The 11,663-nt window shown below is 62.5% G+C and carries 13 protein-coding genes; 12 read left to right on the forward strand and 1 reads right to left on the reverse strand.

Annotated elements, in window-relative coordinates; translation table 11 throughout:
- The first annotated feature begins 2 nt into the window (after positions 1–2).
- From ccoO to ccoS, 7 genes are read left to right on the forward strand one after another with little or no spacing between them, the layout of a single operon-like run.
- Entirely contained in the window at positions 3–740 is a 738-nt protein-coding gene (gene ccoO / locus B7Y43_RS08885; RefSeq protein ID WP_374131280.1) for a cbb3-type cytochrome c oxidase subunit II, read from the forward strand.
- Positions 737–901, forward strand: a complete 165-nt coding sequence (locus B7Y43_RS08890) for a cbb3-type cytochrome c oxidase subunit 3 (RefSeq protein ID WP_374131281.1) — start codon at positions 737–739, stop codon at positions 899–901. Before ccoO ends, B7Y43_RS08890 begins: the two co-directional genes overlap by 4 nt.
- A complete protein-coding gene (gene ccoP, locus B7Y43_RS08895; protein WP_374131282.1) occupies positions 894–1,829 on the forward strand; it encodes a cytochrome-c oxidase, cbb3-type subunit III in 936 nt (311 codons plus the stop codon). Before B7Y43_RS08890 ends, ccoP begins: the two co-directional genes overlap by 8 nt.
- On the forward strand, positions 1,816–3,303 hold the full coding sequence (gene ccoG, locus B7Y43_RS08900; RefSeq protein WP_374131283.1) for a cytochrome c oxidase accessory protein CcoG: 1,488 nt from the start codon (positions 1,816–1,818) through the stop codon (positions 3,301–3,303). The genes ccoP and ccoG overlap by 14 nt, the downstream gene beginning before the upstream one ends.
- The gene (locus B7Y43_RS08905; RefSeq protein ID WP_374131284.1) at positions 3,300–3,755 is read left to right on the forward strand and encodes a FixH family protein; all 456 of its coding nucleotides are present in this window, start codon (positions 3,300–3,302) and stop codon (positions 3,753–3,755) included. Before ccoG ends, B7Y43_RS08905 begins: the two co-directional genes overlap by 4 nt.
- Positions 3,752–5,884 (forward strand): heavy metal translocating P-type ATPase, encoded by a 2,133-nt coding sequence (locus tag B7Y43_RS08910; protein WP_374131285.1) that lies wholly within the window; start codon positions 3,752–3,754, stop codon positions 5,882–5,884. Before B7Y43_RS08905 ends, B7Y43_RS08910 begins: the two co-directional genes overlap by 4 nt.
- Positions 5,881–6,030, forward strand: a complete 150-nt coding sequence (ccoS, locus tag B7Y43_RS08915) for a cbb3-type cytochrome oxidase assembly protein (RefSeq protein WP_374131286.1) — start codon at positions 5,881–5,883, stop codon at positions 6,028–6,030. The genes B7Y43_RS08910 and ccoS overlap by 4 nt, the downstream gene beginning before the upstream one ends.
- A gap of 134 nt (positions 6,031–6,164) precedes the next feature.
- Here the strand turns inward: ccoS and B7Y43_RS08920 are convergent, their stop codons facing one another.
- A complete protein-coding gene (locus B7Y43_RS08920) occupies positions 6,165–6,566 on the reverse strand; it encodes a VOC family protein (RefSeq protein ID WP_374131287.1) in 402 nt (133 codons plus the stop codon).
- Positions 6,567–7,177: 611 nt separating this feature from the next.
- Between B7Y43_RS08920 and hemN the strand changes: the two genes are divergently transcribed.
- The 5 genes from hemN to B7Y43_RS08945 all read left to right on the forward strand — a co-directional run bounded on the left by hemN (position 7,178) and on the right by B7Y43_RS08945 (position 11,597).
- Positions 7,178–8,500, forward strand: a complete 1,323-nt coding sequence (hemN, locus tag B7Y43_RS08925; RefSeq protein ID WP_374131288.1) for an oxygen-independent coproporphyrinogen III oxidase — start codon at positions 7,178–7,180, stop codon at positions 8,498–8,500.
- On the forward strand, positions 8,490–8,732 hold the full coding sequence (locus B7Y43_RS08930; protein ID WP_374131289.1) for a hypothetical protein: 243 nt from the start codon (positions 8,490–8,492) through the stop codon (positions 8,730–8,732). Before hemN ends, B7Y43_RS08930 begins: the two co-directional genes overlap by 11 nt.
- 90 nt (positions 8,733–8,822) lie before the next feature.
- Positions 8,823–9,533, forward strand: a complete 711-nt coding sequence (locus B7Y43_RS08935) for a Crp/Fnr family transcriptional regulator (protein ID WP_374131290.1) — start codon at positions 8,823–8,825, stop codon at positions 9,531–9,533.
- 805 nt (positions 9,534–10,338) lie between these two features.
- Positions 10,339–10,839, forward strand: a complete 501-nt coding sequence (locus B7Y43_RS08940) for a hypothetical protein (RefSeq protein ID WP_374131291.1) — start codon at positions 10,339–10,341, stop codon at positions 10,837–10,839.
- A complete protein-coding gene (locus B7Y43_RS08945; RefSeq protein WP_374131292.1) occupies positions 10,836–11,597 on the forward strand; it encodes a TolC family protein in 762 nt (253 codons plus the stop codon). The genes B7Y43_RS08940 and B7Y43_RS08945 overlap by 4 nt, the downstream gene beginning before the upstream one ends.
- The last annotated feature ends 66 nt before the right edge of the window (positions 11,598–11,663 follow it).

The raw sequence follows: 11,663 nt of genomic DNA on the forward strand, positions 1-11,663 counted from the left end.
CCATGGCAAGCTCCATCTTCGAACGCCACAAGGTCATCGAACGGCACGTTACGCTGCTTGGCGTTCTGGCGCTGGTCACCGTCGCAATTGGCGGCATCGTTGAGATCGCGCCGCTGTTCTGGATTCAGTCGACCGTCGTCAAGGTTGACGGGGTCAGGCCCTATACCCCGCTCGAACTCGCCGGGCGCGACGTGTATGTGCGGGAAGGTTGCTATGGCTGTCACAGCCAGATGATCCGCCCGTTCCGCGATGAGACCGAGCGGTACGGCCATTACAGCCTGGCCGCGGAAAGCATGTATGATCACCCCTTCCAATGGGGATCTGAGCGCACCGGGCCCGATCTGGCGCGCACCGGCGGGCGTTATTCGGACGGCTGGCATGTCCAGCATCTGACGGACCCGCAATCGGTGGTGCCTGAATCGATCATGCCGCCTTATGCCTTCCTCGCCACGCGCGAGATCGACGGGAAGTCGATGGCCGCGCACCTCGTCGCGCTGCGGCGGGTCGGGGTTCCCTATAGCGATGAAGCGATCAAACAGGCCGCTGCCGATTTCGAGACGCAGGCGACCGGCGAGGGCGACACCGCCGCGTTCGTCAAACGTTATCCCAAGGCGCAGGCCCGCGATTACGATGGCGATCCCAAGCGCGTGACCGAGATGGATGCGCTGATCGCCTATCTTCAGGGCCTGGGCAATCAGATCGATTTCAAATCGGCCGAAGCACAGGAGCAGGCCAAATGATCTATGAAAATTTGCGCCAGTTCGCTGACAGTTGGGGCTTGGTGGCGACGGTGGTCCTGTTCCTGACGTTGGTCGGCTGGACCTTCCTGCCCCGCGCCCGCGACGCGCATGCCCGCGCCGCCGTGATGATCCTGGAAGATGAGGAGCAGCCCCATGGCTGACGATAAACAGCGGATCGACGCTGCGACGGGGACCGGCTTTGTCGGCCATGAATGGGATGGGATTGAAGAACTCGACACGCCGATGCCGCGCTGGTGGCTGTTCATTCTGTACGCCACGATCGTTTTCGCGGTCATCTGTGTGATCCTCTATCCAGCGATCCCGATGGCGACCAGCGCCACCCCAGGGGTGCTCGGCTGGTCCAGCCGGGGTGAGTTCCGGAAGGAACTGGCGGCTGAACAAAAGCGGATGGGGCCGATGCTGGCGCGGATCGACAGCACGCCGGTTGAACAAATTCTGGCGCATCCTGATCTGCTTCGCGCGGCCGAAGAAGGCGGGCGCGCCGCGTTCAAGATCAATTGTGTGCAGTGCCACGGTTCAGGGGCGGCGGGGAGCAAGGGCTATCCCAATCTCAACGATGATGACTGGCTTTGGGGCGGTGATCTCGCCACGCTGGAGCAGACGCTCCTCCACGGTATCCGCCACCCCGGCGACGATGCGACGCGGATGTCGCAAATGCCCGCCTTTGGCCGCGACGGCATCTTGACCGCGCCGCAGATTGAGCGGGTCGTGTCCTATGTCCGCGCGGTTTCTCGCCAGGAGCCAATGAGCGCGAGTGCGCGGGCAGGCGGGGCGCTGTTCGCGGCCAATTGCGCCGTTTGTCACGGCGACAATGCCAAGGGCAATCGCGAGTTTGGCGCGCCGAATCTCATCGACGCCATCTGGCTCTATGGGGGTGACCGTACCAACTTGACCGAGACGATCACCAATGCCCGATACGGCATCATGCCGGCCTGGAATACCCGGCTCGATCCGGTGACGATCAAGATGCTTGCAACCTATGTCCATTCGCTGGGTGGTGGCGAGGCGAACCCCGCGCCGCCGGCCCCGCCGCCCATCCAGCAGACGGCCGCCAATGTCAGACCCTAAAGACCTGATCGAGCAGGAGCGCTTCTTCGAAGCACGCCGCAAGGTCTTCCCCAAGGCCGTCAACGGGCCGTTCCGGCGGCTGAAATGGGGGATCATGGCGGTCACGCTGGCGATCTATTATCTGACGCCTTGGATCCGCTGGGACCGCGGCCCCTATGCCCCGCATCAGGCGGCCTTGGTCGATATCGCGCATCGCCGCTTCTATTTGTTCTCGATCGAGATCTGGCCCAACGAATTCTACTATGTCACCGGCATGCTGGTGATGGCGGGGATCGGGTTGTTCCTCGTCACCTCGGCGGTCGGGCGCGCCTGGTGTGGCTATGCCTGCCCGCAAACGGTGTGGACCGATCTGTTCGTCCATGTCGAACGGCTGATCGAGGGGGATCGCAACGCGCAGTTCCGGCTCGAAAAATCGGGCTGGACCCCGGCCAAGATCGGCAAACGCCTCGCCAAGCACAGCATCTGGCTGCTGATCGCGCTGGCGACAGGGGGCGCGTGGATCTTCTATTTCGCTGATGCGCCGACCCTAGCTTACCAGATCTTCACCGGCACCGCGCCGTTCGTCGCCTATGCAACCGTCGGCATCCTGACCTTCACCACCTATACCCTTGGCGGGCTGATGCGCGAGCAGGTGTGCATTTACATGTGCCCCTGGCCGCGCATCCAGGCAGCGCTGATGGACGAACAGTCGCTCGGCGTCACCTATAAGGCCTGGCGCGGCGAGCCACGCACGCATGGGTTGAAGCGGACCCACGACTTGACCGAACTCGCCGCTAACCCGGACGCGCGGGTCGGCGACTGTATTGACTGCAATGCCTGTGTGGCGGTCTGCCCGACCGGCATCGATATTCGCGAAGGGCCGCAGATCGGCTGCATCACTTGCGGCCTGTGCATCGATGCTTGTGACGAGGTGATGGCCAAGGTCGGCCGCCCGCCGCGCCTGATCGGCTATACCAGCGACGCCGATGAGCGGATCGCCAGGGCAGGGGGCACCCCCAAGCCACCGATGAAGCGCGTGCTGCGCCCGCGTACGATCATCTATTCGCTGATCTGGGGCGGGATCGGGCTTGGCATGTTGTTCGTGCTCGGCAACCGCGCTCGGCTTGATCTGTCGGTCGCGCAGAGCCGCAATCCGGAATGGGTGCGGCTGTCGGATGGCACCATCCGCAACAGCTACACCGTGAAGCTGCGCAACATGGAAAACCGCCCGCGCGATTTCGCGGTCTCGCTAGAGGGGCTGCCGCAGGGCGTAATCTGGGTCGAATCCGGAAATCGCAAGACGGCGACCCGATCGATCAACGTCCATGTCGATGCCGATCAGGTGCGCCCGGTGCAACTGTTCGTCGCGGCCCCGGCCCAGCGCGAGGAACATAGCAACATCGCCATTCGCTTGCGCGCGCTTGATGCCGAAGGCGGCAGCGTGATTGACGGCACCCGCTTTGGCAGCCCCGAAACCGAGGAGCACCAAGAATGACTCGCCCCTTCACTGGCTGGCACATGGCAGCGATCATGATCAGCTTTTTCGGGCTTATCCTCGCCGTCAATATCATCATGGCGCGCTATGCGATCGGCACTTTTGGCGGCGTGGTCGTGGAAAACAGCTATGTCGCCAGCCAGCGCTATAATGGCTGGCTGAAGGACGCTGCGGCGCAAAAGGCGCTGGGGTGGCACGCGGTGCCGCGTGTCGATGCGAGGGGGCGGCTCCATATTGTGGCAACCGACGCATCGGGCCAGCAGCTCGACGCGCGCGTGATCGTTGTCGCCCGCCATCCGCTGGGCCGCGTGCCTGATCAGCGGATCGCGCTCCACCGGACCGCCACTGATCATATCGCTGACCAGGCGCTGCGAAGCGGGCGCTGGCTGTTGCATATCGAGCTGATATCCGCCGGGCATCAGGCGCGCTTTGAGGACGAGGTGCAGGCATGACCGCCGCCATGCCCATCGTCGCTGATCGCGCGGCCAGCGAATCGCGCTTCATCGTTGAGGGCATGCACTGCGCGGCCTGCATCGCCCGGATCGAAGGCGCGCTGGGCAAGCTTGAGGGCGTCGTCCAGGCCCGCGTCAATTTCGGCGCCAAGCTGGTGCGCGTGGTGCATGTGCCCGACCTGGCCGACGCGGCGATCGAAGGCGCGATCACCGAACTCGGCTTCAAGACGCACCGCGCCAGCGCGCAGGACGCGCAGCCCGGGCGAGAGGAAAGCCGCCGCCTGACCAAGGCGCTTGCCGTGGCGGGCTTTGCCGCCATGAACGTCATGCTGTTGTCAGTCTCCAACTGGTCCGGCGCGGAAGGGGCGACGCGCGACCTGTTCCATTGGCTGTCCGCGCTGATCGCCATTCCTGCGATCGTCTATGCGGGCCGGCCTTTTTTCAGCAGCGCGTGGCGGGTGCTGAAGCACGGCCATACAAATATGGACGTCCCGATCTCGATCGGCGTGGTGCTGACGACCGCGATGAGCCTCTACGAAACCGCAACCAGCGGGCCGCATGCCTATTTTGACGGCGCGCTGATGCTGCTGTTCTTCCTGCTCGCCGGGCGATTGCTCGACAGCATGATGCGCGCCAAGGCCGAGGACGGCGTCGCGGCCTTGCTCCGCCGTGTGCCTGGGCAGGCGCAAGTGCTGCGCCCCGATGGCACCACTGAAATGCGGCTGGCGAGCGAAATTGCGCCGGGCATGCGCGTGCTGGTGGCAGCGGGCGAGCGCATCGGCGTCGACGGCACGATCCAGGCGGGCGAGGCGCATGTCGATCGCGCGCTGGTGTCGGGCGAAAGCGTGCCTGAACATATGGTGCCGGGCGACAAGGTCCTCGCGGGCACGATCTGCCTCGATGCGCCGCTCACCATCCGTGTGACCGCAGTCGGCATGGATACCGTGATCGCCGATATCGCCCGGCTCATGGAAAATGCGGGCCAGGGCAAGTCACGTTATGTCCGCATCGCTGATCGCGCGGCGCGGCTCTATGCGCCTGCCGTCCACAGCCTGGCGGCGCTCAGCTTTATCGGCTGGATGCTGGCCGGGGCCGGGCTGCACCAGTCAGTGATTATTGCGGTGGCGGTGCTGATCATCACGTGCCCCTGTGCACTAGGGCTCGCCGTGCCGATCGCGCAGGTCGTGGCAGCGGGATCGCTGATGCGCGCCGGGATATTGATCAAGGACGGGTCAGCACTCGAACGCCTCGCCGAAGCCGACACAGTGTTGTTCGACAAGACCGGCACCGTGACGCTAGCCAAGCTGGAGCCGATATCGGGCATGCCCGAAGGCCCCGCCGAACGCGCAGCGCTGATGGCGCTCGCCCAGGCCAGCCGCCATCCGCTGTCGGTGGCAGTGCAAGAAGCATTGGCGGGCGTGACGGCCGCCCCGGCGAGTGCGCTGGTGGAGCATGCCGGGCTCGGCGTCGAAGCCATGATCGGCGGCGAGCGGGCACGCCTGGGCAGCGCCGATTGGGTCGGCGCCGACGCCACCGGCACGCAGGTCGCCACGGTATTCCGCTGGGGTAATCGCCCGCCGCATATCATCGCCTTCGCTGATGCGATGCGCGCCGATGCGCCAGCGGTGATGGCGCGGCTCAAGGCAATGGGTTTCGCCCCGCAGCTCTTGTCGGGCGACCGGGCCGAGCCGGTGGCGGCGCTCGCCCGACACTTGGGCATTATGGGTGTGGCGAAGCTGTCGCCTGCCGATAAATTCGCCTTCATTGAACGCCAGGCCGCGCTCGGCAAGCGCGTGCTGATGGTCGGCGACGGCCTAAACGACGGCCCCGCGCTCAAACGCGCGCATGTCGCGATGGCCCCTGCCACTGCCAGCGATGTCGGCCAGCTCGCCGCCGATCTCGTCTTTTTCGGTGACAAGCTCGGCGCGGTGCCGATCGCAATTGTCGCCGCGCGCCGGACAATGGCGGTGGTGCGGCAGAATTTCGTGCTGGCGATCGGCTATAATGTCCTGGCGGTGCCGCTGGCGATGGCCGGGCTGGTCACCCCGCTGATTGCCGCGCTGGCGATGTCGGGCTCGTCGCTGGTCGTGGTCGCCAACGCGCTGCGGCTGCGCGGGGCAGCCAAGTGACGATCCTCGCGCTGCTGCTGCCCGTCGCGCTTGGGCTCGGGATGCTGGGGCTGGCGGCGTTCTTCTGGGCGGCAAGATCGGGCCAGTTCGAGGATTTGGACGGGGCTGCGCTCAGGATTTTGAATGATGATGAGGATGGGGAGTAGGCGCGGGGCGGCGGGCGATGGTGGGAAGTGGTCTGGAAGGTTTTGCGATGGCAAAGTGCCGAAGCGGACAATCGTTTTCTGCTCGGCTTTGCCGACGTTATTGATCAAAAGAGGCGTTAGGGGAGGAAGGGCTGCTAAGCGAGGGGTTCGCCAGCATATGTGCCAAACGACCAAACATGCCCTTCTAAATCTTTGCAGCTGAATTCGCGGGATCCGTAAGGCGTATCATAGGGCGGAGTAACAATGGTTGCACCGGCCGACCGCGCGCGGTCGGCCGCTTCGTCAAGATCGCCGGCCACAGCGACGTAGACGCATTGATTGGTGCCATTAAGTCCAAGCGGACTGTGCATCCCATATTTATCGTCGGCATGATCTGGACCGAGCATGATCATGTCGTCGCCAAACCGCATCTGAGCATGAACGACTTCGCCAGCCTCCTCAGCTACAAAATGCCGCTGAAACTGAAACGCCTGCTCAAGCCAGTCGATTGCCGCCCTTGGGTCGCGATACCGCAGCGTTGAAAAAAGCTTTGTCACCCTTGCTTCCTCCGCCGTTCATCTACGGCAACCATAACGCCAGCTTTTAAGGTTGCACAGGAGAAGCAGTAACGTCCGAGCTTGGGGCGAACCCGGCCAATCCTGTCCTACAACAACGAGTCGTGCTACACGTCGCTCGCTCTTTCACACCGTTGATCGTCTTTTCTTCGCCATTGGGAAGCACTGCCTGCCTCGCCAAAGGGTTGCCCCCCTGATGACCATTTGGCGAAACCATCGCATCAGTGCGAACATTCGTGACCATTCGCATCCGGGCCCAACCTGGACCCCAGCCTCAATAAACGTCCGCTACCAGACCAGTCGTCGGATCATTTGAATGACGCAGTGAGGGGCGCAACCGGCCATCCAATCCGCCCCCAATCATCGGTCCCACAAAAAGGGCCGGACGTCGCGGCCTGCCCCCTGAAGCCTCGATGCGGCTCCGTTCGACAACCGAATGTCAAACCCCATACCAACCACAACCGGGCTGATCGGGGTCTTTACCGTCTGCGTGCCGGGCGCGCTGGTGTTGAGCGCGGCGCTGCGCGCGGCCCAAGTGAAGGTCTTTGACCAGGGTCAATTCGCAAGGCTGCACCGGATGCAATCACGCTGGCATGTGGCCTTATCATCCCGATCTGCTCGCAACGCCGGTGCCCCGCTACACCAGCTTCCCCACCGCCGCTGAGTTCGACAATGCCGTCGGCCCGCCGCACATGGCGCAAGCACTGGCGACCGTCGGCGCGGACGAGGCGATCTCGCTCTATCTGCACATCCCCTATTGCGCCGAGCTGTGCTGGTATTGCGGGTGCAACACCGGGGCGGCCAATCGCACCCAGCGGGTGCAGGCCTATCTGGTCCGGCTGATCGAGGAAATTGAGCTGGTCGGCAAAGCGCTGGGCGGGCGGGGCAGGGTGCGGCGCATCGCCTGGGGTGGGGGCAGCCCCAATGCGCTTGATCCGCAAGATTTCGACACGCTGATGCTGCGCTTGTCGCAAGCCTTTCGGCTCGACGATCCCGTGATGTCGGTGGAGATTGATCCACGCGGGTTCGATTGGCGCTGGGCGGCGGCGCTGGGGCGCAACGGGGTCACGCGCGTCAGCCTGGGCGTGCAGACCTTTGATCCGGATATTCAGGCTGCGATTGGCCGCGTTCAGCCGTTGGAGATGATCGCCTGCACGGTCGCGCAGCTGCGCGCGGCGGGGGTGAACTCGATCAACTTCGATCTGATGTACGGCCTGCCGTTTCAGACCGTCGTCAAACTGGCCGCGACGATCGATACCGCGCTTGAACTCCAGCCCGATCGGCTGGCGGTATTTGGCTATGCGCACGTCCCCCATCTGATCGCGCGCCAGCGCCAGATTGACGATTCAGCGCTGCCCGATTCGCTCTCGCGCTTCGCTCAGGCGGAGTTTGCGTATGAACGGCTGACGCGCGATGGCTATCAGCCGATCGGCTTTGATCATTTTGCCTTGCCGGGCGATGCACTGGCGGCGGCGATGGTGGCGGGCAAGCTGCGCCGCAATTTCCAGGGCTTTACCGAAGATCCTGCCGATATCCTGATCGGGCTTGGCGCCTCCGCGATCAGCCAGTTTCCCGGCTGGCTGCTGCAGAATGAGAAAAACGCCGGTCGCTATCACCTGCGTATCGCCAATGGCCAGTTCGCGACCGAACGTGGCTGGGTACGCTCCCGGCGCGATCAGGCGATCGGCACCGCGATCGAACAGCTCTTATGCCAGGGTTCAGCCGATCTCAGCACCTTACCCGATCGGTCTGTGGCCGAACACCGGCTGGCATGCTATATCGATGCAGGGCTGGCCGAATGGCGCGACCATCGCCTTGTCATCCGAACAAAGGGCCTGCCTTATGCGCGAACCATCGCCGCTGCGCTCGACCCGTACCGCCACGACTCTGCCACGCGCTTCAGCAGTGCGATCTAGCCAGCGGCGCGGTGGGTCGCTGGCGATCATGGCGGTTGTCGGCCTGAGCCTCGCCGGTGTGCCGGGGGTGGGTGCAGCGGCCGCGCCAGAGGCGATGTTCATCGCGGTTTGCGGCGATCCAGCGCACCTTATCCCGATTCCGATCAAGCGCGATGATGGCCAAAAACGCCATTGTCCCATGGGTTGCCACGCCGCGTGTGCCCGACGCGACTTCGCTGACGAGGAAGAATAGCTGGCCTGGCTCTTGACGGGCCGCCTCCCAAAGCCGCTATGTGCCCTGCGCCAGTGGCAAATTTGCTATGGCGTCGGATAGGAGCTCCCTTTGTCGCCGCGCGTCTGTACCGAATGTGCCGTTCGTGATCGTGCGCTCTGTGGCGCGCTCAGCGACGATGAATTGGTGGCGCTCAACAGCATCGGCCAGCGGCGCAAGGTTGCGCGCGGGGAAACGGTGATCTGGTCGGGCGACGAAAGCGTGATCTGCGCCAATCTGCTCGATGGGGTGATGAAGCTGTCCGCATCGACCAGCGATGGCCGCGAACAGACGGTCGGGCTGCTCTACCCGGCTGATTTTGTCGGTCGGCTGTTCGGCGATCAGGCTGGATTTACCGTCACTGCGCTGACTGATGCTGAACTTTGCGTGTTCCCGCGCGGCCAGTTTGAAACCGTGCTGCATGATCATGTCCGGATGGAGCGATTGCTGCTGCAAAGGACCTTTTCCGCGCTGGAAGACGCCCGTGGCCGCATGCTGACGCTGGCACGCCGCACCGCCGAAGAGCGCGTCGCCGGTTTCCTGCTCGACATGGCGGACCGTGTCGGCAGCGCCGGTTGCCGGGCGACTGACGACGGCCCGGTGACGTTCGATCTCCCGCTGACGCGCGGTCAGATCGCTGAATTACTGGGCCTGACGATTGAAACGGTGAGCCGCCAACTCACGCGGATGAAAGCCGCCGGGCTGATCGCGCTGCCGGGGCTGCGCGCCATCACGATCCGCGACCGCCCCGCGCTCGAAGCCCGCGCCGAAGCTGCCGCCTAATCAATCTTTAAAAGTTGACGAACGCTAATGGTGGAGGTGAAGGGAACCGCAAAATGATCAGAGAACGGCATTTTTTCGATGTTTTTTAATAGGCAATATTTCGAGATACCCCCATTTATACCCCCAAATGTTTCGGATGGACACGAACGATGGCAGTCGCCCGGCCATTACTGAAACCTATCGGTCGCCTTTCGCATCGGTCTTTGCCGAAGAAAACGTCCTTCTCCGATCTTGAAGTCGGCCCCTAATTCCCGTTTGCCGCGTTTTGTCGAATGAACGCCGGACGCCCGCCTTCGAACTAGATGATAAACCGGTGTACCCTCAAAAAAACTAGACTATCAATTACCGGCCTGCAGATTTCGTGATAGAGGACTTGAATGGTGATATTTTGAAAACCAGAGCGATAATCTGTCTAGATAAGATAATGCTGTTGGGTGGGGGCAGTGCAACCGCAGCGGCGCGCTCTGACGCCCTTGGCATTTCGATCCTCTCGGGAAGCTACAAGACGCTCGGCCGCAAATCGCAATTGGACCGTGCTGTAACCGTGCAAAAGCCGTGCGGCGCTGAAAGCTCCCGTTCAAGCGTTTTTTGTTCCAAAGTATCCATTGATAGATATCGTCTTGGCGACAGCCTGTTTTGGCGATCCATCTATCCTTGTACGGATGGAATAATCCGCTCAGCCGAGGCAGTAGGCAAGGGGCTGGTGCTTCGGGGCCGCAACGCCGGCGCAGCTATCTTAGAATTTTCGCTGCAGCGGCCTGACTGAATCACGGCGATGCGCATACTTCCGATCATAGCGGTGATAATGGCGCTGTCATTCGTGGAGCATTGTCGGGCGATGCAGTTTTTGCCGCATCACCCAAAAATTGTTATCACGAAGACAAGAATTGACGACTGGGCTCTTGAAATTGCGCGAAATCCATTTTCGGAAGGACAGACATGTAAGCTTCGCGCCGTCAATAACCGGGCGTTTTATGCGAACGGCGCTGTTGCGTTCCGTTTCAGGCCGCGTTGGGACGTCCGCGAGGCTGTCTATCGTTTAGACGGCGCTGCGCCGCGTCATACCCGGAATGATCTTCCCCAACTTTTGGCACTGAAAGTACCGATTGATCGCGGGGGAATGGACAATGCTAGCTTGAGTCTCGTTTGGATCCCATATGATCGGCTTGTCGAAGCTAACCAGGTAACCATCCAGCCACAGCCTGGCCGCAAACCTATCGATTTCCAATTCCGCGGGCTTCGATCGCTACACGATATTGCAATTGCGCGAGGCTGCGTACCGGACAGGCGTTTTGTTGAGCGATGATGGCGGGCGAATTATTGGTGATGCTGACGGCGCCGTTTCTCGCGGGCTTCGTCGAGATGGATAGAGCGGACTCCGGAGCGTCCAGTCCAGGCAGAACCGCGTCTGCGGATCCGATCGCGATAAAGTGCGCCGGTCGTACCCGCGCGACCTGCACGAGTTCGACAAGGACGTCACAGCATTTGAAATTGCCTTCGTTTGACGTCGAGCCTGAACCGCAGCCAACCGAAACGCTTGCTGACGCGCTTGAGGCGGCGTACCGAACCGCACCGGCACTTGCAGCTCAGCGGTACCAGCTTCGGGCGACCGACGAGGACTATGCGCAAGCAATCGCCGAATTGAACCCTACCAGCACTTTCGAGATCGTCGGTGGATATGGCAGGACCGTTCCAGATCGGACGACGCAAGCACGGGTCTCCGTAGTACAACCCCTCTACACCGGGGGGCGTGCCACCGCAGACCGCGAAGCAGCTTTAGCAGCGGTCGGGGCAGGACGCGAACAACTGCGAAGCGGCGAAGGCGACATCCTTCTCCAAGTCGTCACAAGCTATGCCGACATCCGGCGCGATTCCGAGGTGTTGCGATTGCGTGCCGCAAACCTAAAGCAGCTCACGGCGACGCTGGATGAAGTTAAGGCGCGGCGCGAAGCAGGTGAACTGACGCGGACAGATATCGCGCAGGCTGAAACACAGCTCTTCCTCGCGCAGGCTCAGTTCAACGTGGCCGAATGGTCTGAGCCCCGCGTTTTCCTCCAGATTTGAGTAGAGTCCGGCCCACCAAGGGAGTCGGATGATGAAGGCAAGCAGGTTCAGCGAAGAGCAGATTAT

This window comes from Sphingomonas sp. 28-62-20, from assembly GCF_002281505.1.